We start from the raw sequence: 21,429 nt of genomic DNA, 5'->3' as shown, positions 1-21,429 counted from the left end.
ACCGACCCCGAAGAGAAACGTCACAAGACCGCGAACAGCGACCCGGTGCCGGAGCGGCCCGAGGGCGCGAGCGGACTCACCGTTCTGGAGCGGGCGCTGGAGCGCCTCGGAGCGTCACTGCTCGCGCAGTTCCGCCACAAGGAACCGGTCGAACTGGTCGCCGCGCTGCGCAGGGAGTGCGACGACCACGCCGTCGTGTGCAGTGAGAGCCTGGTCGTCGTCCCGAACGCCTACGGCGTCGAACTGCCCGAGCCCGTCCATCAGGAACTGGAGCGGAACGGCGGTCGCGTCGACCAGGTGCTCACCGACAGTCTGCTCCGGCACGGCGAGAGCCGGGGCTACGCATGGGCGGGGCCCCTCGCGGTGCATGTCACCCGGTCGCCCTCCGTGCCGAACGGCCGGTACCGGGTGACGAGCAGCGTGATGCGGCACGTGCGGGCCGGCGAGTTCCACAACTGAGCCGGGCCCGAGGCGTTCGACCCGAGCGCGCAGGCTTGAGCCGTCAGTCCCGAGGCGCCCGGCCCGAGGTGTCCGCCCGTCAGTTCGTGAGCGTCACGCAGGGCAGGCCCACGCTCGCGCCGCCGCGAAAACCCTCCGCGCACAGCCGGGTGCCCGGGACGATGACGCAGCCGAGTGCCGCGGCAAGGGTTCCGATTCCCGCAGTGATCTTCTTGGTGATGCTGCGCATGTGAAGCGACCTCAAGCAGTTCTCCGGGCCCGACGGGCGTCGTGTTTGATGTCCGGGCGGACCAACGAGGGGCATGATCATGAGTTACGTGCTCCTACGCCCTACCCCTGCCTCGCTCGGCCTGCGAGGTCAGCGCCCCGGCAGCCATTCGCTGAGCGCGTCGATGAGGCGGTCGAGCGCGGGCTGGTCGGCGGAGCGATCGGTCATGACCGTGCGGCCGTTGAACTGCAGCGCGTACTGGAACATGTCGGCCGCCCCCGTGTCGATCGTGAACTCGGGGACGTCGTCGAGCGCCGGATCGCCGAGCAGCGTGCGCAGCTCCGTGAACTGGGCCGCGCTCGTACGGCGTACCACGGGGTCGCCCTTGTCGTCGGCGAGGACGGTGCCGTCGCCCCGGAGAACCACCTTCTGGTTGACCCCCGCGAAGCCGCCGGTGACCGTCATGGTCACCAGCTTCTGCTTGGGCCCGGTGACGGGCACCGGCGACGGGCTCCTCGCAGCCGAAGCCGAAGCCGAAGCGGACGCCGAAGCCGGAGCGGACTCGGAAGGAGAGGACGTGGGTGAGACCGGCGGCGAGGCGGACGAAGGAGACGCGGTGCTGACCGCCGTACTCGCCGTACCCGCCGTGCCTGCCGTTCCCGCCGCATCCGGCGACTCCTCCGAACCGCCGCCCGACCCCGACGTGCAGCCGGTCAGTCCCAGTACCCCGACCGCCATCACCGACGCCGCCATCGCGGCCGTACGCCCTCCGAACATCGTGCCCCCGCCCGTCACCGTCGACCGACTCAACCGGACTGTGAGTACCACGGAACCGCAATCGTCATGTCCGGTGCCATGCTGTCAGTTCCGCGCTGCCTCATGGAGGTCTTCATGCCCGAGCCGTCCATCCTCGCCTCGCTGGTGTCCGCGCTGCGGAGCGGGGCGATCGAAGTCGTCGACCTGACGGCGCCGTTGTCGTCGTCGACACCGGTACTCCAGTTGCCGCCCGAGTTCGGCCAGACAGCGGTGTTCGAACTGGATGAGATCAGCAGGTACGACGACCGGGGCCCGGCCTGGTACTGGAACAACTTCCGCAGTGGCGAGCACACCGGCACCCACTTCGACGCGCCGAACCACTGGGTGACCGGGAAGGAGCTCGCCGACGTGGCGTCCGTACCGGTCAACCGACTGGTCGCACCCGCCGCCGTGCTCGACTTCACCGCGGAGGCGCAGGAGAACCCGGACTTCCTCGTGGAGGTCGACCACGTGAAGGCGTGGGAGGCGGAGCACGGGCCGTTGCCCGACGGCGGCTGGCTGTTGGTGCGCACCGGCTGGGACGCGCGCTCGCATGCCCAGGAGCCGTTCCTGAACGCGGACGAGAACGGCCCGCACACGCCCGGCCTGTCGCCGGAATGTGCCCGTTGGGTGGCTCAGGAATCGCCCGTCATCGGCCTCGGGGTCGAGACGGTGGGTACCGACGCCGGTGGGGCGCACTCGTTCGACCCGGCCTTCCCGTGTCACTCGTACCTCATGGGCAGTGACAAGTACGGGCTGACCCAGCTGCAGAACCTGGCGGTGCTGCCCGCGACCGGCTGCGTCGTCGTCGCGGGGCCGCTGCCGATCGTCACCGGGTCCGGGTCTCCCGCGCGGGTGCTCGCCCTGGTGGAACGTTCGTGAAGGTCGCCGAGGCCGTCGGACGGGCGCTGCATGCGGCCGGGGTCGGTCAGGTCTTCGGCGTGGTCGGCTCGGGCAACTTCCATCTCACCAATGCCATGGTCGCGGCGGGTTCGCGGTTCGTGGCCGCACGTCATGAAGGCGGCGCGGCGACCATGGCCGACGCGTACGCCCGGACGAGCGGAACGGTGGCCGCGCTGAGCGTTCATCAGGGACCCGGCCTGACGAACGCCATGACCGGCATCGCCGAGGCGGCCAAGAGCCGTACGCCGCTGCTCGTGCTGGCGGCCGAGGTGACCGAGCCGCGGTCCAACTTCTACGTCGACCAGGAGGCGTTGGCGCGATCGGTGGGCGCGGTCACGGCGCGGGTGACGTCGGCGGAGGACGCCGTCACGCAGGCCGTCGACGCCGTTCGGCGAGCGGTGTGCGAGCGGCGGACCGTGCTGCTCAACCTCCCGCTGGGCGTACAGGCCCTTGATGTGCCCGATGCACCCGACGTACCCGGCGACGCGTCGGCCCCCGCCGTCATTCCGCCCGAACGAGCCTCCGTGGAGCCGGAGTTCGCCGACGTCGAGGCGCTGGCGCGGGTGCTGGAGAAGTCCCGGCGGCCGGTCTTCGTGGCCGGCCGGGGAGCGCGCTCGCCCGGAGCCCGGGACGCCCTGGCGGCGCTCGCGGAACGTCATGGCGCTCTGCTGGCCACGTCGGCCGTCGCCCGCGGCCTCTTCCACAGCGATCCATGGTCGCTCGACGTGTCCGGAGGCTTCGCGTCGCCCCTGGCTGCCGAACTGATCCGGGAAGCCGACCTGATCGTCGGCTGGGGCTGCGCGCTGAACATGTGGACCATGCGGCACGGCAGGCTGATCGGCCCGGACACCACCGTCGTACAGGTCGACGACGACGCGTCGGCCCTCGGCGCGCACCGGGAGGTGCACCTCGGAGTCACCGGCGACGTGGAACTCACGGCCCGGCGCGCGCTGGAGACGAACGAAGCGAACCGGCAGCCCCAGCCAGGGGAACAGGCCCGGCAAGGCCAACAGGCCCAACCAGGTCAACAGGCTCAGCGAGGCCAACAGTCCCGACAGGGCTTTCGGACCGCCGACATCGGCGCGGCCATCGCCGCACGCGTGCGCTGGCGGGACGTGCCGTACGAGGACACGGGCAGCCGCGAGCGCATCGACCCGCGCACACTGAGCATCGCGCTCGACGACATCCTCCCCGCGGAGCGGGTGATCGGCGTGGACTCCGGCAACTTCATGGGCTACCCGAGCATGTACCTGTCGGTGCCGGACGAGAACGGCCTGTGCTTCACCCAGGCGTTCCAGTCGATCGGCCTGGGCCTCGCGACCGCGATCGGCGCGGCACTGGCGCGGCCGGACCGGCTGCCCGTGGCCGCGCTCGGGGACGGCGGCGCGATGATGGGCGCCGCGGAACTCGACACCGTACGCAGGCTCGGGCTGCCGATGGTGGTCGTCGTCTACAACGACGACGCCTACGGGGCGGAGGTCCACCATTTCGGACCGGACGGACATCCGCTGGACACCGTCGAGTTCCCGCCGACGGACATCGCCGCCGTGGCGCGGGGCTACGGCTTCGAGGCGGTGACCGTACGCACGCGGGCGGATCTGAAGGCCGTCGAGGACTGGCTCGCCGGGCCACGCTCCGCGCCCCTGCTCATCGACGCCAAGGTGGTCGCGGACCGGGGGGCCTGGTGGCTGGAGGAGGCGTTCCGCGGACACTGAGCGACGGCCCGCGGCCGGACGGGATCGCGGTCCGCCTCCGGGGTGTCGGCGTGGCCGGGCAGCGGTGTTGCTCCTCGCGGGCCGCCCGGCCACGCCGACCCGGTTACGGCAGTCCCCAGGGCTCTCCCGGCTCGCTCGGGGTGACCGGGGCGATGACGAGGTTGGGGCGCTTGTCCGCGTACAGCAACACCTCGCGTCCCTTGGGCAGTTCGACGGCGAGGGTGCCGTCGTCCGCCGTGTGGGTACGTGCCGGAGTGCCGTCGTCCAGGACCGCGGTGACCCGCCCACCGGTCAGACCGTGCCGCAGGCGCAGCGGCTCGCCCGCCAGACTCCGTACCCGTACGAAGCGGGTGACGCCGCCGCTGCGGACCGCGCTGACCAGGAAGGCCCCCTGGGTGCGGAAGTCGTGCAGGGTGACATCGGCCCAGGAGTCGGGCACGGCGGGAAAGACCCGTACGACGCCGTCCCAGCTCTGGCAGAGCATGTCGTGCAGGGACTGCGACGCCGACAGCGGTGTCTCGATGACCGGCCCGGCCTCCGTGTAGTGGGTGTTGGCCCGGCACGGGTAGCGCGTGCTGGTGTCGAAGAACTTCTTCAGGTACGAGAGTGCCGTGTCGCCGCGGCCCATCATGGCGTACAGCGAGGCGGCGCCCGTGTAGCTGTACCCGCGGTGGGAGCCGGTCAGCGCGTGCCAGTGGACGACCGACTTCTCGATCAGCTCGCGCTGCTCCGGCTGGTCCCAGTTCACGAGGTACAGCGGATAGACCATCAGCAGGTGCGAGTAGTGGCGGTGGGACTGTGCGTACGGCGTGTCCGCGCCGATCATGAAGCCGTTGCCGTCCACCGGATACGGCGTCAGCCTGGCCAGCACCTCCTGCCAGCGCGGCACGAGCGGATCGTCGACACCCAGGCGCTCGGACGCCTCCAGCAGCGCGCCGCAGCCCCAACGGATCAGCGCCAGATCGTAGTTGGTGTCCTTCGGCGGAACCACCGGGTACTCCGGGGACAGCGTCGAGGGCAGATGCAGCTTGCCGTCGTCGCCCGGCTGGAGGAAGTGCAGGTAGTAGTTGATCGCGCGGCGCAGCAGCGGGTACACCGTGTCGCGCAGCAGGTCCTCGTCCATGCTGTGGCGGTAGCTCAGCCAAACGTTGTGCAGGGCCCAGGTCAGATTGCCCGCCTCGCCCCCGCTGCCCGGCACGGGGACGCCGCGGTTGGCGAACATGTCGGAACTGCGGCCGACTCCGGCGCTGTCCGCCCGGTACGCGGCGGGCACGTTCGCGATCAGCTGTTCCTGGTTCTGCCGCAGGGTGCTGGCGAGCGAGTCGAGTTCCAGGTGGTTCGAGCCGTGGATGAGCCAGTACTCCAGCTGGATGTTGAGGTTCCACCACACCGCGGGCCAGGGGGTGGGTTCGAGCCAGGGCCCACAGGTGGCCATCGGGGGGCCGCCCTCGCGGCTGGCCGACGCGATCTTGTAGAGCTGGATCCAGTGGAAGCTCTGCAGCCGTTGGTCGGGGATCGAGACGAAGCTCCGGCGGTAGAACGCGTGCCACCAGCGGGTGTGCTGCCTGCGGAGCGCTCCGTAGGGAGCCGCACGCTGGATCTTCCTGAGCGAGGCCTCCCCGGCCCGGGTGTCCGAGGGGTGGCTGTGGGAGACGTTGAGCAGCAGGGTGTCGCCCGAGCGGCGGTAGGCGGTCGCGGTCTGGCCGCCGCCGACAAGCGGCTGGAGCACCTGCTCGACGTCACCGGTGGTGCGGGTGGTCCAGGGCGGGTTGGCGACGTAACCCGTCGGCGGTGCCTCGCTGATCTTCCGGGGGCTGACGGCCTCCTCGGGGTGGAACGTCCAGCGGACCTCCTCGTCGCCGTCGGCCGTGACACGGGCGGCGAGGACTCCGTCATGGATGAGGGCGGAGAGTGTCAGGGTGCCCTTGTCGGTGGTGACGGTGCCGGTGAGTTCGGCGTTCCACAGGCTCAGGCGCCAGTCGACCGTGCCGATGGTGCCGACCGGATCGAGGGTCAGATGTCCCACGGGTAGCCGACAGGTGCCCCAGCCGCTGCCGAACTCGGGCCGGTGGTCCTGTACTTCGCCGTGCTGGACGGTGAAGCGGACGCTGTTGGCCCCCGGCTCCTTGTAGACCATGCTGCCCAGCCGGCCGTCACCGAGGAACGGCCCCTCGTGCCACAGCGTGGGCATCCTGTGCCACACCAGGTCTTGCTTGCGCAGGAAGTCGTTCCACGCGCCGTCGGAGCCCATGCGGTTGCGGAGTTTCCAACTGCCGCCGGTGGACCCGGCCGTGAGGTCCTCGCCCACGGTGTCCGGGACTTGGGCGGGCGCCGCCTCGGCGACTCCTGGCAGCGCGGCGGCAGCCGTGCCGCCCAGGACCGAACCGAGCACAACTCTTCTAGAGGTCATCTGCGGGTGCCTCCAAGCTGCGACATGGTTCACCGCGTCCAGTACGTGAGGTTGCGGAAGCGTGCTTCGGCCCGGCCGCTGCCATGGTGGTAGACACCGTTCTTGAAGTGGCGGGTGGCGGGCCCCCGGTCCTGGGTCGTCAGGACCAGTTCGTCGTCGAAGTAGACCTTGACGCTGCGACTGGAGGCGTTGTGCTCCAGCTTGACGTTGAACCACGTGTTGTAGGCGTTCGTCCTGAGGACCGTGCTGTCGTACGCCCTCACCGTGCCGCCGCTCGCGCTGTAGGCGTTGAGCATGAAGTCCGTCGCGGGTGTGCCCGACGGGTGGATCACACGGAGGATCTGCACGAAGGTCGCGCCGTTCGTGCCGGACGGGAGGTACACGTCGGCGTCCCACATGTGCCGTCCGGACGTGTACTCCTGCCGCCAGCGCATCTCGGTGCGCGGGTCGGTGGAACTGCCCTGCGACATGGGCTCGTCGGTGTCGTACACCCACATGCGGTGGACGCCGCCGCTGTTGCCGTACCGGTCGCCCAGGTCCAGGTTCCAGGGCTTCTGCATGCCGTAGGTGAACGCGGTCTTGTTCCAGCCGTCCGTGGGCGACGCGGCGGAGGCGGCGGAGGACGTCGACGGGGTCGTCGCCCAGGCGGCGCCTCCGGCGAGTAAGCCTCCGGCGGCGAGAACGGTACGTCTCGATGGGTTTGATGGGGGCATGCCAATCCAATCCTCGAAGCGATGTGCGTGATACGAACGGGCGACACGAGCGATTCATCGGATCTATTGCCTGTCGAAGGGTAGAACTGGCCGCATGGAGCGTCAATGATGGTGATGAGGCAAAGATAGATCCGATGTGCGGGGTCAGTGTTCGGTCGTGGAACCGGGGCGGAGGCGGCGCAGTGTGCGGATCAGCAGCGGGGGCAGCAGTGCGCACTGCACGGCGACCGCGGCCCAGAAGAGACCGGGACACCCCGAGCGCTCGGCCAGTCCGTAGCCCCCGCCTCCCGCGATGCCGCTGACGAACGCGCCGATTCCCGCGGCCAGCCGCTGGTGGCCGAAGACGACGGCGGGCGCGCGGGGTGACCGGGCCAGGGCTTCGAGGTCGTTCTTGAGGAAGAGCACGATCTCGCCGAGGCAGATGAGCAGCGCTCCGGCCAGCAGGGCGGCGGGACGGCCGAGAGCGAGCGTGGCCATGCCGGCGGCCAGCGCGGCGAATCCGAGGCGCAGGGCACGGGGATACGGCATGCGGGCTATCCGGCCCGACAGGAGAGGCTGGGCCACCACCAGGAGCACGGCGTAGAGGGCGAGGACCAGACCGTAGAACTCCGTCGAGGTCCGGGGCACGGCGTACACCGCGAGGTAGTGCTGGAAGAACATGAAGACGTACACGCTCAGGACGGTGACAGCGAAGGGCAGGACCGGCAGTCCGGCGAACGGCTTCTGCCGGTGGCGGGGCGGGGGTTGGTCGTTGACGCCGTCCTTCGGTCGTGCCGGCTCTTCCGGGTGGTGGTCGGGGGCTTCGACGGGCAGCAGCGCGTGGCCCACGGTGATGGCCGCGAACAGTACGGCGACCGCGGTGAAGAGCCCCGCGGAGGCGCTGAGTACGAAGGGGGCGGCGGCGAGCGGACCCAGCGCGATACCGGCGTTGAGGGCGGAGCCGCTCGCAGACAGCAGCAGCGGGCGCTGCTCGTCCGCGACGCGGTGTACCAAGTACGCCTTGTTGGCGGGCAGATAGAGCGCCGCACCGCAGGAGACGAGGAACAGCGCGGTGACGGCCGCGGCGGGATGGCCGAGCCCCGGCACGAAGGCGGCGAAGCCCGCCGTACGGATCACCAGGGCGAGCAGCATGGTGCGTTGCAGCCCGATGCGCTCGGCGACCACCGCCCCCACGACGCCACCGGCGAACTGCACGAACGAGGCGACGGCGAGCACCACGCCGACGGCGCCGAGCCCCATCCCCAACTGCTCGTGCAGCAGTACCGACATGAAGGGCAGCACCGCGAAGCTGCCCAGTGGGATGAGGAACGATCCGGCCAGCAGGAAGTACTGCGGGCCGCTGAGACCGGCCGGCCCCTTGAGGCTTTTCCGCCCGGTGAGCCGTGCCGGGCGGAACCGCAGTCGGCCCGGCGGCTCGGCCGACGGCGTCACCCCTCGTCGTCGGCCGCGACGACCGGACGTACGCTCCCGGCCGCGCTGAGCGCCCGGTGCAGGGCCAGTTCGGCCGTCGCGGCCTCGGCCAGCACGATCCCCGTACAGCCTCGCTGATCACCCAGGTGCTCAACACGCCGTCCCGGGGCGGAGGTTGGATACCACTCGGGTGAGCCGGGGAAGGCGGACAGGGCGTCGAGGCCGGTCCAGCCGGTGAGCTTGCCGCGTCGGTCCGGGTAGACGAGCACGAAGCCGGTGGCCGGTCCCGAGGAGGCGTCGACAGGGCTGTCCAGCAGCGCGGGGCGGCGGCCGAGAGCCGTGTCGACCATGGCCTCGTAGACGTTGGTGCCCAGGGCCCGGCACAGCGCCTCGCCGACCAGGGCACCGCCGACACGGCGGTTGATCTCCACCAGTTCCGGCCGCTCGGCCGTGAGGACGAACTCCACGTGCGCGAAGCCGGTGTCATGGCCGGCGGTCGCCAGTACGCGCCCCACCCAGTCCTGGAGCAGGGCCAGTTCGGGATCCGGGAAGGCCACGGGGAAGGCCGCGGCCTCCTCCCGGACGGACGGTTCGGGGGACATCTGGCGGCTGAGGACGCCCAGCAGCCTCGTCTCGCCCTCCCAACTCAGGGTTTCCGCGCTGTAGACGGGGCCGGAGAAGAAGGGCTCCACGAACAGCCGCCCGGCGAAGGTGCGTTGGGCGGCCTCGGCCAGGGCGGCGTGCAGCTGCTGCTCGTCGCGTACCGGCCACACGTTGCGGGAGGAGGTGCCTGCCGAGTCCTTCAGGATCGCCGGCAGCCCGATCTCGCGGACGATCTGGGCGGCGGCGTAGGAGGGATCGAATGGATCGGCGGGATCGGCGGAGCCGACGGGGACGGTCAGGGCGCCGCCGAGGCTCAGTCCGTGCTCGTGGAGGAGAGTACGCACCCGGCTCTTGTCGCGCAGCAGCCGGACCGCGGCCGGGTCCGGCCCAGGGAGGCCGAGTTTGGCGGCCAGGTCGGCGCCCGGAACGCTCCAGGTGTCGGTCGAGTTGACGAGCCCTCGCAGGTCGGGCACCGCGGCCAGCGCGGCCGCGCAGGCGGACTCGTCGAGCGTGTCGACGTCGACGATGTCGAGTGCCGTGAGCGCTTCGGGCGTGAGGTGGGCGAGTTCGTGGCGGTAGACGGCCCGGTCCCCGGTGAGCAGGCACAGCCGGTGCCCGGCACCGCCGGCCGCCTCCGCCAGGCGGCCCAGTCCGAAGGTGAGTGCTTCCAGGGCGGCGATGGTCACGATGCCCGGTCCTCCTTGTTCGTTGCGGCAGTTGATACGGCGGCAGATACGTCAGTTGATACGGCGGCGGATACGCCGGTCGATGTGGCGGTCGGTGCGGCAAGCGGCGCCGGTACCTGTGCGGGTGCGGCGGTCCCGCGTACGTCGTAGCGCCGCCGTTGCCATGCCATCACCGACCAGGGCGGGGCGAGATCGGCGAGGTCCGTGATCTGGTGGGGCTTGAGGACGCTCGGGTCGAGGGCTTCCTGGTGGCGGGCGAAGACACGCTCGGTGTAGCGGTGTCCCGTGTCGGCGCCGATCACGACGTGCACCCGCTCGGGGTGGCGCGCGGCCTCCCAGCCGGCGACGAGGTGGGCGGCGCCGGTGGACAGACCGGCGAACACGGCGTGTTCCCGCAGCAGGCCGACGGCTCCGGCCATGGCATGACGGAAGTCGAGCCAGTGCAGCGTGTCGTAGAGGTCGTGGCGGACGTTGTCGAACGGGATCGAGCTGCCGATGCCCGCGATGATCGCCTCGGGGTCGCTGAAACCCTCGCTGCCGAAGGTGACGCTGCCGAAGGGCTGCACCCCCAACAGCCGTACGGTCCGGCCGCGTTCGCGCAGCGGATCCACCAGACCGCCGGTGGACGATCCCGTGCCCACGGCACCCACGACGGTCAGCGGGACGTCGGGAAGCGCACGGTCGACCAGGTCGGCGAACTCGCGGTAGCCCGTGTAGTGGACGGCGTCGTGGTACTGCCGCATCCAGTGCAGACCTGGCCTGTCGGCCAGCAACTGCCGCACCCGGCGCACCCGCCGCTCCTGATCGAGTCTCAGATCTCGTGAGGGCGGCATCTGGTCCACTGTCGCCCCGAGGATCTCCAACTGGGCGCGCATCGCGGCGTCGACGGTGGTGGAGGCGACGATGTGGCAGTTCAGCCCGTACCGGTGACACGCCATGGCCAGGGCCAGCGCGTAGATGCCGCTGGAACTGTCGACGAGGGTCTGGCCCGGCTGGACGGTGCCGCGCTCCAGCAGAGTGCGGACCGCGCCGAGGGCGGCGTAGACCTTCAGGGTCTCGAAGCGCGCGAGCACCACGTTGTCGGACAGCCGGAGCAGGTCGGGGGCCTTCATCGCGTCGGTGATGTGCTCGTGGACCGGGGGAGCGGGAGTGGGTGCGGGCGTGGGTGCGGTGCGCGTCGGAGTCACCGTCACTGCCCGACCGAGCGCAGGTAACGGCCCAGGTCCTCGGCGCCCTTGACGTTGCGGGGACCGCTGACGGCGTCTCCGTACGACATCACGAAGAAGCGGTTGTCCTTCACCGCCGGTACGGACTCAAGGCTCTTGAGCGACTTGAGGTAGGCGATCTTGTCCTTGGCGGGCTGGTCGGCGTAGTCGACGATCACGATCACTTCGGGCTTCGCCTCGATCACCGGTTCCCAACCGACCGTCGTCCAGCCTTTGTCGAGCCCGTCGAAGACGTTGGTCGCTCCGGCGGCGGTGATGATGTCGTTCGGCGCGGCATGGCGGCCCGCGGTGAACGGCTGGTCGGTGCCCGAGTCGTAGACGAAGACCTTGGCCGGATCGCCCTTCTCGGGCCAGGTCTTCTTCAGCGCGGCGACGCGGTCCTTGAGGTCGGTGACGAGCTCGTCGGCCCGCTTCTCGACGTCGAAGATCCGGCCGAGGTTGTCCAGGTCGGTGTAGAGCGCGTCCAGCGGTGTCACGTCGACGCTCTTGTCGCCGTAGTCCCAGCAGGTCTCGGTGTGCAGATAACTGGCGACGCCTACCTTCTCCAACAGGGCCGGTGTGATGCCCCGTTCCTCACTGAAGCCGGAGTTCCAGCCCGCCAGCACCCAGTCGGCCTTGGCGTCGACGACGATCTCCCGGGTGATCCGCTCGGTGCCCAGCCGCTCGACCCCGGTGTAGTCCTCGCGCCAGGGCGAACCCTTGATGGCCGGGTCGCCGAGCTTGTTCATGACGTAGCCGCGCATCCGGTCGGCCAGCCCGAGGGAGAACATCTTCTCGGCGCCGCTGACGTCGTAGGCCACCGCGCGCTTCGGGCGGGTGTACGTGACGTCCTCGCCGCAGTTGGAGACGGTGACCGTGTCGTCCTTCTTGTTCTTCGCCGCGGACTCGACCTCGGCGCCGCAGCCGGTGGTCAGGAGCCCGGCCGCGAGCAGTACGGCGGCCAGGGTCCGGGGCAGCGGTGGTCGCATCATGAGTGCCGTCCTTCTGGTGGGGCGTCGGGGAGTGCGGAAGGTGCCGCGGCGGTCAGGTCGTGGATGCCGTGGCGGTCAGGTCGTAGATCAGGTGGGGTGCGCCGGTGCGCGGGTGGTGGACGACCGTGACGTCGACGCCGAACACCTTGCGGACCAGCTCGGGGGTCAGGACTTCCGCGGGGCTGCCGGTGGCGACCAGGGAGCCGGAGCTCAGTACGGCGATCCGGTCGCAGGCGGCGGCCGCCAGGTTGAGGTCGTGCAGGGCCGTGAGCACGGTCAGCCCGGAGCCGCGCAGGAAGGACAGCAGCTCCACCTGGTGCCGTACGTCGAGGTGGTTGGTGGGTTCGTCGAGGACCAGGACACGGGGTTCCTGGACCAGGGCGCGAGCGACGAGGACGCGTTGGCGCTCCCCGCCGGAGAGCGTGAGCACGCTGCGGTCCGCGAGGTGGGCGACGTCCAGCCGTTCCATCGACTGCCGGCCCAGGGCACGCTCGCGGGCGGTGAGGGGGTGATTGCCCCGTGCGTGCGGAGCGCGGCCCAGGGCCACCACCTCCTCGACGGTGAAGTCGAGTTCGGTCTGGCTCTCCTGGGTCAGAGCGGCGATCGACCGGGCGCTGTCACGCAGTTTCAGCGATGTCAGGTCGGTGCTGTCGAGCAGGACGGCCCCGGACGTCGGCCGCAACGCCCGGTAGACACAGCGCAGAGCGGTCGACTTGCCGCTGCCGTTCGGACCGACGAGCCCGACGATCCGACCGGCCTCCACGTCGATGTTCAGCCGGTCCACCAGGGCACGCCCGGCCGCCTCGACCGACAGGTCACGCAGGGACAGGACCATCTACCGGCCTCCGAACAGATAGCCGCGGCGGCGCATCAGCGTGATGAACACCGGCACCCCGATCAGCGCGGTGATCACCCCGAGCGGCAGTTCCTCGGGCGCGAAGGCGGTACGGGCCACCAGGTCGACCCAGACCATGAAGCAGGCCCCGGCGAGCGGCGTGACCGCGAGCACCCGGCGGTGCGTGGAGCCGACCAGGATCCGCACCACATGGGGCAGGACGAGACCGACGAAGGCGATCGCGCCGCTGACCGCGACGATCAGCCCGGTGACGGCGGCGGTGAGCAGGAACAGCCCGCGCCGCAGCGCGTCCGCGTCCACGCCCAGACTGGCCGCGGTCTCGTCGCCCAGCGCCAGCACGTCCAGCGACCGGCTCTGCCGCAGCAGCACCACGATCGCCACCAGGACCGCCGCCGTCACCAGCGGCAACGACTCCCAGGACGCCGCCCCGAGACTGCCCAGCAGCCAGAACAGCACCGTCCGTGCGGCCTGGCCGTTCGGCGAGAGGAAGACCAGGACGCTCATCAGCGCCTGGAAGCCGTACGCCAGCGCCACTCCGGTCAGCACCAGCCGCAGCGGTGTCAGCCCCAGCGGGCCGCGCGCGGCCAGATACACCAGCAGCGTGGCGCCGAGCGCGCCCAGGAACGCGGCGGCGGACAGGGCGTAGACCCCGAGGCCCGCGAAGACCCCGAACACCACCACGGCCGTCGCCCCGACGGACGCGCCGGACGAGATGCCCAGCACGAACGGGTCCGCGAGCGCGTTGCGCACCAGCGCCTGGATGGCGACTCCGACGACGGCCAGCCCGGCTCCCACGACCGCGGCGAGCAGCACCCGCGGGGTGCGCACATGCCAGACGATGGAGTAACCGGTCGCCTCGTCGGCCCCGATGCCGCCGCCGGTGAGGGCCGCCCAAAGGAAGTGCACGACATCGACCGGCGGTACGACGGTCGGCCCCAGCGCGATACCGGCCAGGACGGAGACCACCAGCGTCACGGAGAGCACCACCAGCGCGGTCAGCAGTCTGCCGCGACGCGCACCGCGACCGTCCGGCTCCTGACGCGACTCCTCGTGAGGCGTCTCGTCCCGCGAGGGTGCGGTGGTTCCGGGCTCGGCGGGAGGTGTCCCGGATACGGCTTCGGCCATGAAGTCCCTTTGTCCGTACGGCAGTTCGGGCGCAGGTGGCCCCAAACGCCGCCCGCTCACCAGTAGTCGGCCGCGACCGCCTCAGAGTTCCCGCGCATCGGCGGAGAGTTCAGGACGGGTCCCTCGCACGATCAGCCGCTTCGCGTGGTTGTCGTACGGGCCGCCGTCGAAGTCGCCGTAACAGCACACCTCGGTGAAGCCGGCCGCCTCGAAGAGCGCGCGCAACTCGGCCGCGCTGTAGAGGAACGAGGTGATCGACGCCTCCCGCGCGATCCCGTCGCGCACGAGCGTCCAGTCGGTGCGCAGCCGCGTCCAGCTGTCCAGGACGGTGTCGCGCTGCACCACGTACGCGCCGTCGTCGAGCTCGACGACCTGGGGCCGGCCGATCCAGCCCGCGAGGACCTCCTTGCCCATGACGTCGATGAGCAACTGTCCACCCGGTACCAGCGAGTCGTACGCGTTTTGCAGCACCCGCTCGTTGTCGCCCGGGGAGTCGAAGTAGCCGAACGAGGTGAAGACGTTGAGCACCACGTCGTACGAGCCCGGCTCGACGTGTGTCAGCATGTCCGCCCGCACCAGCCGGACTTCGGCACCGGCCTCCTCGCACTCGGCACCGGCCCGCTCCAGCATGACCGGGCTGAGGTCGACTCCTGTCACCGCGTATCCACGACGGGCCAGGGGCACCAGATACACACCGGGCCCGCAGCACAGGTCCAGCACCCGGCTCCCGGGCGGGAACTCCAGCAGCGGCGACTTGGCGACGACGTCCTCCGTCTCCGTACGCCTGCGCCCGGAGAACATGGTCTCGGAGAAGTCCGACCAGAATCCGTCGTCCTCGTACCAGTGCATACAGCTGCAACCTCGATCCAGGGCCGGACGAGCCGCACACCACACCGCAGTGCAACGGCCTCGTCGGTGCGGGGCTTGTTGTTGCAGTGGTCGGACGCGGAGGCCCTGGAGTTCCCGACGGTTGCCGGCGGATCGCGCACGCCGCACGCACTGGGCACTCCAGGGACACCCGGTCGTAAGTCGGAAGTGCCACGCTGCGCCGATGGACATGACTCCACTGGCACGCTCGCTGCTGGAACCGATACCTGCGCACCGGACCGTGGGCGTGGAGGTGCTCCGGGCCGCCGACGGCACGGCCGAGATCGCGGCGGACACACCCGAGGGACTGACGAACGTCATCGGGTCGCTGCACTCCAGCGGCCTCGTCGCCCTTGTGGACGCGGCCGGTCTGGGAGCGATCATCGCCGCCGCGGTGCGTCCCGAGGAGTTCCAGGGGGTCGTGCCCCTGGGAGCGGCCGCCTCCCTGGAGTTCCTCGCCCCGGCTCGCGGGCGGCTCGTGGCCACCTGCCGTCTCACCGACGAGGCTCAACGCGTACTGCGTCCGCTCCTCGACGGAAAGGCAGATCGCGCCCGCTTCGCCACCAGCGCCGAAGTCACCGATGCCGAGGGGACTTTGGTGTGCCGGGGCGCCTTCGACTGGAGTGTCCGGCGGACCGCGCCCCCGGCGACGCGGCACCACCCGGAGTGAGGGAACGAGGTTCCCGGCGCCCGTCGGGGCACCGGGAACCGATCAGACCTCTGCCCCCTTGCGTATCACGAGCTTCTTGATGAGCGGCCAGGCCAGCAGCAGCACGATCACCGCGTACACGGTCACCGCGAAGGGCGTGTTGACCAGTCCCGTAACGCTGCCGTCGCTGATCTGCAGGGCACGCCGGAGCTGCTGTTCGGCGTTCGGGCCGAGGATGACGCCGATGACGGCCGGCAGCACCGGAAGCCCGTAGCGCCGCATACCGAAGCCGATCAGGCCGATGATCAGGAGGATCACCAGGTCGATGACCTCGCCGCCGACCGCGTACGCGCCGACCGCCGCGAAGAACATGATCCCCGCGTACAGGTACGGCCGCGGGATGCGCAGCAGTTTCGCCCACACCGGAGCCAGCGGCAGGTTGAGCGCGAGCAGCAGCACCATGCCGACGAAGAGCGAGGCGATCAGGCCCCACACCAGGTCGGGTTCGCGCTCGAAGAGGAGCGGGCCCGGCTGGATGCCGTACTGCTGGAAGGCGGCCAGCATGACCGCCGCGACCGCCGTGGTCGGCAGCCCCAGGGTCAGCATGGACACCAGCGTGCCCGCCGCCGAGGCGGACGCAGCCGACTCCGGCCCCGCCACACCCTCGATCGCGCCCTTGCCCCACTCGTCCTTGTGCTTCGACAGGCGCTTCTCCGTGACGTACGACAGGAAGGTGGGGATCTCCGCGCCGCCCGCCGGGATCGCGCCGAACGGGAAACCGATGAACGGTCCGCGCAGCCACGACTTCCAGGTCCGCCGCACATCGGCCCGGCCCAGCCACGGCCGGCCCACCGGTATCGGCTCGCCCGGACTGCGCCGCAGATGCGCCGCCACCCACAGGGCCTCGCCGATCGCGAAGAGACCGACCGCCACGATCACCACGTCGATGCCGTCGGCGAGTTGGAGCGAGCCGAAGGTCAGCCGCTGCTGCCCGGTCATCTGGTCGAGGCCGACCAGCCCGATCGTCAGTCCGATCAGCAGGGACGCGAGCCCCCGGATACGGGACGAGCCCAGCACGGACGTCACGGCGATGAACGCCAGCACCATGATGGCGAAGTAGTCCGGCGCGCCGATGTCCACCGCCAGTTCGGCGACCGTCGGCGCGAGCATCACCAGCAGGATCGTGCCGATCAGACCGCCCGCGAAGTGGCCGATGGCGGCGGCCGCGAGCGCCTGAGCGCCGCGCCCCGACTTGGCCATCGGGTTCCCCTCCATGGCCGCGACCACGGCCGCGCTCTCGCCCGGCGTGTTCAGCAGGATCGAGGTGGTCGAACCGCCGAACATCGCGCCGTAGTAGATGCCGGCGAACATGATGAACGCGCCGATCGGGTTGAGGCCGTACGTCACCGGCAGCAGCAGGGCGACCGCCATCGCGGGGCCGATGCCGGGCAGCACACCGATCGCCGTGCCGAGCAGCACGCCGATGGCGGCCCACAGCAGGTTGATCGGGGTGAGCGCCGTACCGAACCCGTCCATCAGGGAGTTGAGGGCGTCCATGTCACAGCACTCCCATCAGCGGGCCGCCGGGCAGCGGTACTCCGAGCAGGTTGTTGAAGATCACGTACGTGGCGAGGGAGAGCACGGCCGCGATGAGCGGGTCCCGGTCGAAGCGGCGGCTGCCGAGCGCGAACGCCGCTCCCCAGAAGAGGAGCGCGCCCGCGACGGGGAAACCGGCGGGCTCGATGAGGACGGCCGCGCCCAGGAACACCCCGGCGAGCAGCAACACCGTCCGCCAGTCGGCCGGTTCGGACAGATCGATGTCCTCACCGCCCTCGGCCTCGCCACGGCCACCGCGCAGTACGTCCACGGCGAGCAGGGCGGCGATGACGAGCAGCCCGATGCCGACCACGATCGGCACGGTCTTCGGCCCGACGGGACCGCGCTGGGTGATCTCGACGTCCATGGTGAGCGCGTCACCCAGGACGAGCGCGCCGAGGGCCAACAGCAGGACGCAGACGCCCAGTTCGGAGTGGTCGCGCAGCCACGAGCGCCGTTCGTCCGTGGGCGGCGTCGGGGAGGCTTCGGTGGTCGGCGTCGTCACAGTCCCAGCTCCTTCAGTACCGAAACCACGCGCCTGTCCTGAGCGTCGAGGAAGTCACCGAACTTCTCACCGGTGAGGAAGGCGTCGTCCCAGCCGTTCTGCTGCATCGACTTCTGCCACTCGGGGGAGTCGTGCAGCTCCTCGACGAGGCGTACGAGCTTGTCGCGCTCGGCGTCGGACAGGCCGGGCGGGGCCACGATGCCCCGCCAGTTGGTGAAGTCCACGTCGTAGCCGGACTCCTTCAGCGTGGGTGCCTCGGCGAGTTCGTCGACCCGCTCGGGACCGGTGACCGCGAGAATCCGGAGCTCGCCCGCCTTGATCTGGTCGAGGTACTCACCTACGCCGGACACCCCGAAGGCGACTTTGTTGCCGAGGATCGAGGCGAGCAGCTCGCCACCGCCGTCGAAGGGCACGTAGTTGACGTCCTTCGGAGCGATACCGGCGGCCTTCGCCATCAGCATGGGCGCGAGATGGTCGGGCCCGCCGGGCGAGGAACCCCCGCCCACAGGGAGCTTGCCCGGGTTCTTCTTCCAGGCCTCGACGAGCTGGTCGATCGTCTTGTACGGGGAGTCCTTGCCGACCACCACGACGTCCTGCTCCTCGGTGAGCCGGGCGATCGGCGTGGTGTCGGCGAGCGTCTTGGGCGCGTCGTTGGAGCGGACCGCGCCCACGACACCGAGGCCCATCGACATGGCGAGCTTGCCGTTGCCGTGCTCGCTCACCAGCCGGCTCAGTCCGACGGTGCCGCCGGCGCCGGGCAGGTTGAACACCTCGATGTTGTGCGTGAGTTCGGCGTCCTCGGCGTTCTTCGCGGCCGTACGGGCCGTGATGTCATAGCCGCCGCCGGGCGTGTTGGGGACCATGAAGCGCAGGCCCGGGATCTGCGTGCCCGTCGCGGAATCGCTGCCCGCCGTGAGCAACGGAGGGCCCACGAGCACGAGCACGGCGGCCCCGAACAGGGCGAGGAGGGTGCGCAGGCGCACGAGTGCCACCACCTGTCGGTACGTCGATGAGGTCGGGGGAAGCCCTGTGGGGAGGGTGACGTGGGCCACATGTTGCCCGCACGTCGAACGTCTGTCTCTCTTCCGGAACCAACGGAGGTTGTGGTCTTTGCGGTCACCGGCGCCGGTCGCGTGCACGGATCGTACGGCGCCTCTCCTGTCCCGGCTCCCTGCTCACCCCTTTTCCCGGCCACGGGAGGGGTCCATGATGGGGCGACCCCACAGACGAGCCGCCCAACGCCGTGTCGGCCCGAGAGATTGAGTACGTCGTGGTCGCCACCTTCCGCCGTCAGACCCTCGCGGGCGAGATGCTGGTGCTCCAGCTCGCCATCGTCGTGGTGGTGCTGCTGGCCGTCGCCGCGGTCTCCCTCGCCCAGTCGGAGGCGACCTTCAACCGCGTGGAGGGCCGCCGTGTCGCCGCACTGGCCGAGCAGCTGGCCGCCAACCCCCTGGTCCGTAGCCAGCTCGTACGGCCCGCTCCGCTGGAGGCCCTCGCCCCGCTGGTGAACTCCACCCAGACCCAGTCCGGGGTCACCTCCGTGACGGTGACCGACGCCGACGGCCGGATCGTCAGCTCCACGAACCCCACGGCGCTCGGCGACCGACTCGCGCTCGGCGAGGGCGCCGCCGAGGGCCGCGGCTGGTCGGGCTCGCTGACCCTGGACGGCAGCCGCCAGCTCGTGGCCCAGGTGCCGGTGCTCGGCGCCACACAGCAGAACCTCGGTGATTACCTGGGCACGGTGATGATCGGCGAGGCCGACCCGACCGTGTGGCAGCGCCTCAACGGCGCGTCCTCCTACCTGCTCGCCTACCTGGGCATCGCCAGCGGACTCGGCCTCGTGGGCTCCTGGCTGCTGGCCAGACGCGTCAAACGGCAGACCCTCGGCCTGGAGCCACGCGAGATCGCCGGCCTTGCCGAACACCGCGAGGCGATGCTGTATGGGATCGCCGAGGGCGTGATCGCCCTGGACCCGCAGCACCGGCTCACCCTGGCCAACGACATGGGCCGCCGCCTGCTCGAACTCCCCGAGGACTGCGTGGGCCAGAACCTGGCCGAACTCGGCATCGAGGGACGGCTGAGGGACGTCCTGGTGGGCGACCGCAACGGCGCGCCCCACGAGCGCGACGAGGTCGTGATCCGGCACGGCCGGGTGCTGGTGATGAACCGGATGACCGTCACCAAGGACGGCCGCCTGCTCGGCTCGGTCACCACCCTGCGCGACCGCACCGAACTGGCCCGCCTGGAGCGGGAGATCGGCTCCTTCCGCAGCTCCTCCGAGCTGCTGCGCGCGCAGGCACACGAGTTCGCCAACCAGCTGCACACCATCTCAGGGCTGATCGAGATCGGTGAGGAGGACGAAGTCGTGTGCTACATCCGCGCGTTGAACCAGCGCCGCCAGTCGCTGGACGTCACCCTCAGCCGCCGCGTCCGCGACACCGCCGTCGCCGCCCTGCTCATGGCGAAGGCCTCACTGGCCGCCGAACGGAAGGTGAGGCTGCGGATCTCCGACAGCACCGCGCTCGACCGGCTCGTACCGGAGGACGCCGCCGACGTGGCGACCGTGGTCGGCAACCTCGTCGACAACGCCGTGGACGCCGCGTCCGTCGCCGGCGTCGCGGGTGAGGCGGACGGCCACGAGGCCTGGGTCGAGGTCGAACTGCGGCAGGACGCCTCCAGCGTGGAGATCGTGGTCCGCGACTCCGGCCCCGGCGTCGCCCCGGAACTTGCCCGGGAGGTCTTCCTGCACGGCTTCACCACCAAGGCGGCCCAGGAGGGCGAGCGGGGCATCGGCCTGGCGCTCACCCGGCTGGTCTGCGAGCGTCACGGTGGTGAGATCTCGGTGACCAACACCCCCGAGGGGGCCATGTTCACCGCACGCATGACCGTCAGCCACCTCGCCGACGCGGTGGCGGAAGGAGCGGCCCGATGAAGGGGACGAAGGGGATGAAAGGCACGTCCGGCACGCCGGACACGCCCCGTGGGCCGGGCACGTCCGTCGCGACCGACACGATCGACGTGCTCGTGGTCGACGACGACTTCATGGTGGCCCGCGTCCACCGCACCTTCGTCGAACGCGTCGAGCCGTTCCGGGTCGTCGGTGTCGCCAACACCGGCGAGCAGGCGGCCCACGCCGTCGACGAACTGCACCCGGACCTGGTCCTGCTCGACCTGTATCTGCCCGACGTCTTCGGTCTGGACGTCATCCCCCGGCTGCGCACCTCCGGCCACGACTGCGACGTCATGGTCATCAGCGCCGCCCGGGAGGCCGACACGGTCCGCGGCGCCGTCCGCCACGGCGTCGTCGACTACCTCCTCAAACCGTTCGAGTTCGAGGACCTGCGCGCCCGCCTGGAGCGCTACGCCGTCCAGCGGGGCCGCCTGCTCGCCACCGTCGTGCACGGTCAGGCCGATGTGGACCGCGTCCTGGCCGGATCCGCCGTGCCGGCCTCGACCCCCGGTACCCTCCCCAAGGGCATGAGCGTCGAGACCGCCGAGCTGATAGAACGCACCCTCCGCACCGCGGAGGGGACTCTCTCCGCCGCCGAATGCGCCACCCTGGCCGGTATCTCCCGCGTCAGCGCCCGCCGCTACCTGGAGCACTTCCACACTGTCGGCAGCGCGGACGTGACGTTGCGCTATGGGGCGGCGGGGCGGCCTGAGCGGCGGTATCGGTTCCAGGGGTAGGGCGCGGTCCGGATCCCCAGGTGGCACGGGGTCCGGCAACGCGGT

The 21,429-nt window shown here is 70.6% G+C and carries 20 protein-coding genes; 6 read left to right on the top strand and 14 right to left on the bottom strand.

Going from position 1 to position 21,429, the window contains the following annotated elements; all coding sequences use genetic code 11:
• Positions 1-45 precede the first annotated feature (45 nt).
• Positions 46-459 (top strand): DUF3662 domain-containing protein, encoded by a 414-nt coding sequence (locus tag ACZ5VQ_RS26705; protein WP_469107257.1) that lies wholly within the window; start codon positions 46-48, stop codon positions 457-459.
• Positions 460-538: 79 nt separating this feature from the next.
• Here ACZ5VQ_RS26705 and ACZ5VQ_RS26700 read toward each other — a convergent pair whose 3' ends face one another.
• A complete protein-coding gene (locus tag ACZ5VQ_RS26700) occupies positions 539-688 on the bottom strand; it encodes a hypothetical protein (protein ID WP_469107081.1) in 150 nt (49 codons plus the stop codon).
• A 129-nt stretch (positions 689-817) separates the two neighbouring features.
• Entirely contained in the window at positions 818-1,168 is a 351-nt protein-coding gene (locus tag ACZ5VQ_RS26695) for a hypothetical protein (RefSeq protein ID WP_469107080.1), read from the bottom strand.
• Positions 1,169-1,558: 390 nt separating this feature from the next.
• On the opposite strand from ACZ5VQ_RS26695, the gene ACZ5VQ_RS26690 reads away from it, so the two are divergent.
• A complete protein-coding gene (locus ACZ5VQ_RS26690; protein ID WP_469107079.1) occupies positions 1,559-2,344 on the top strand; it encodes a cyclase family protein in 786 nt (261 codons plus the stop codon).
• On the top strand, positions 2,341-4,080 hold the full coding sequence (locus tag ACZ5VQ_RS26685) for a thiamine pyrophosphate-binding protein (protein WP_469107078.1): 1,740 nt from the start codon (positions 2,341-2,343) through the stop codon (positions 4,078-4,080). The genes ACZ5VQ_RS26690 and ACZ5VQ_RS26685 overlap by 4 nt, the downstream gene beginning before the upstream one ends.
• 103 nt (positions 4,081-4,183) lie before the next feature.
• Here the strand turns inward: ACZ5VQ_RS26685 and ACZ5VQ_RS26680 are convergent, their stop codons facing one another.
• The 9 genes from ACZ5VQ_RS26680 to ACZ5VQ_RS26640 all read right to left on the bottom strand — a co-directional run bounded on the left by ACZ5VQ_RS26680 (position 4,184) and on the right by ACZ5VQ_RS26640 (position 14,929).
• The gene (locus ACZ5VQ_RS26680; RefSeq protein ID WP_469107077.1) at positions 4,184-6,490 is read right to left on the bottom strand and encodes a glycosyl hydrolase family 95 catalytic domain-containing protein; all 2,307 of its coding nucleotides are present in this window, start codon (positions 6,488-6,490) and stop codon (positions 4,184-4,186) included.
• Between the two features lie 29 nt (positions 6,491-6,519).
• Complete coding sequence (locus ACZ5VQ_RS26675) at positions 6,520-7,203, bottom strand: polysaccharide lyase family 7 protein (RefSeq protein ID WP_469107076.1); 684 nt, start codon at positions 7,201-7,203, stop codon at positions 6,520-6,522.
• Positions 7,204-7,347: 144 nt separating this feature from the next.
• Positions 7,348-8,634 carry an MFS transporter gene (locus ACZ5VQ_RS26670; protein WP_469107075.1) on the bottom strand — a complete coding sequence of 429 codons (1,287 nt, stop codon included), beginning with the start codon at positions 8,632-8,634 and terminating at the stop codon, positions 7,348-7,350.
• Complete coding sequence (locus ACZ5VQ_RS26665; RefSeq protein WP_469107074.1) at positions 8,631-9,902, bottom strand: ATP-grasp domain-containing protein; 1,272 nt, start codon at positions 9,900-9,902, stop codon at positions 8,631-8,633. Before ACZ5VQ_RS26665 ends, ACZ5VQ_RS26670 begins: the two co-directional genes overlap by 4 nt.
• Complete coding sequence (locus ACZ5VQ_RS26660) at positions 9,899-11,014, bottom strand: pyridoxal-phosphate dependent enzyme (RefSeq protein WP_469107256.1); 1,116 nt, start codon at positions 11,012-11,014, stop codon at positions 9,899-9,901. The genes ACZ5VQ_RS26665 and ACZ5VQ_RS26660 overlap by 4 nt, the downstream gene beginning before the upstream one ends.
• 77 nt (positions 11,015-11,091) lie before the next feature.
• Complete coding sequence (locus ACZ5VQ_RS26655) at positions 11,092-12,099, bottom strand: ABC transporter substrate-binding protein (protein WP_469107073.1); 1,008 nt, start codon at positions 12,097-12,099, stop codon at positions 11,092-11,094.
• Positions 12,100-12,151: 52 nt separating this feature from the next.
• Positions 12,152-12,934, bottom strand: a complete 783-nt coding sequence (locus ACZ5VQ_RS26650) for an ABC transporter ATP-binding protein (protein WP_469107072.1) — start codon at positions 12,932-12,934, stop codon at positions 12,152-12,154.
• Positions 12,935-14,080, bottom strand: a complete 1,146-nt coding sequence (locus tag ACZ5VQ_RS26645; protein ID WP_469107071.1) for a FecCD family ABC transporter permease — start codon at positions 14,078-14,080, stop codon at positions 12,935-12,937. It abuts the gene before it with no gap.
• 81 nt (positions 14,081-14,161) lie between these two features.
• On the bottom strand, positions 14,162-14,929 hold the full coding sequence (locus ACZ5VQ_RS26640; protein ID WP_469107070.1) for a class I SAM-dependent methyltransferase: 768 nt from the start codon (positions 14,927-14,929) through the stop codon (positions 14,162-14,164).
• A gap of 202 nt (positions 14,930-15,131) precedes the next feature.
• Between ACZ5VQ_RS26640 and ACZ5VQ_RS26635 the strand changes: the two genes are divergently transcribed.
• A complete protein-coding gene (locus ACZ5VQ_RS26635; RefSeq protein WP_469107069.1) occupies positions 15,132-15,617 on the top strand; it encodes a PaaI family thioesterase in 486 nt (161 codons plus the stop codon).
• Between the two features lie 42 nt (positions 15,618-15,659).
• Here ACZ5VQ_RS26635 and ACZ5VQ_RS26630 read toward each other — a convergent pair whose 3' ends face one another.
• From ACZ5VQ_RS26630 to ACZ5VQ_RS26620, 3 genes are read right to left on the bottom strand one after another with little or no spacing between them, the layout of a single operon-like run.
• Positions 15,660-17,153 (bottom strand): tripartite tricarboxylate transporter permease, encoded by a 1,494-nt coding sequence (locus ACZ5VQ_RS26630; protein ID WP_469107068.1) that lies wholly within the window; start codon positions 17,151-17,153, stop codon positions 15,660-15,662.
• 1 nt (position 17,154) lies between these two features.
• The gene (locus tag ACZ5VQ_RS26625) at positions 17,155-17,697 is read right to left on the bottom strand and encodes a tripartite tricarboxylate transporter TctB family protein (protein ID WP_189838662.1); all 543 of its coding nucleotides are present in this window, start codon (positions 17,695-17,697) and stop codon (positions 17,155-17,157) included.
• On the bottom strand, positions 17,694-18,680 hold the full coding sequence (locus ACZ5VQ_RS26620) for a Bug family tripartite tricarboxylate transporter substrate binding protein (RefSeq protein ID WP_469107255.1): 987 nt from the start codon (positions 18,678-18,680) through the stop codon (positions 17,694-17,696). The genes ACZ5VQ_RS26625 and ACZ5VQ_RS26620 overlap by 4 nt, the downstream gene beginning before the upstream one ends.
• A gap of 287 nt (positions 18,681-18,967) precedes the next feature.
• Here ACZ5VQ_RS26620 and ACZ5VQ_RS26615 point away from each other — a divergent pair, with 287 nt between their 5' ends.
• The gene (locus tag ACZ5VQ_RS26615; protein WP_469107067.1) at positions 18,968-20,629 is read left to right on the top strand and encodes a sensor histidine kinase; all 1,662 of its coding nucleotides are present in this window, start codon (positions 18,968-18,970) and stop codon (positions 20,627-20,629) included.
• Between the two features lie 14 nt (positions 20,630-20,643).
• On the top strand, positions 20,644-21,384 hold the full coding sequence (locus ACZ5VQ_RS26610; protein ID WP_469107254.1) for a response regulator: 741 nt from the start codon (positions 20,644-20,646) through the stop codon (positions 21,382-21,384).
• The last annotated feature ends 45 nt before the right edge of the window (positions 21,385-21,429 follow it).

Source organism: Streptomyces sp. NPDC033178 (assembly GCF_055577685.1).
Note: the sequence above shows the minus strand (reverse complement) of the source record. Positions and strands in the feature narration are given on the sequence as shown.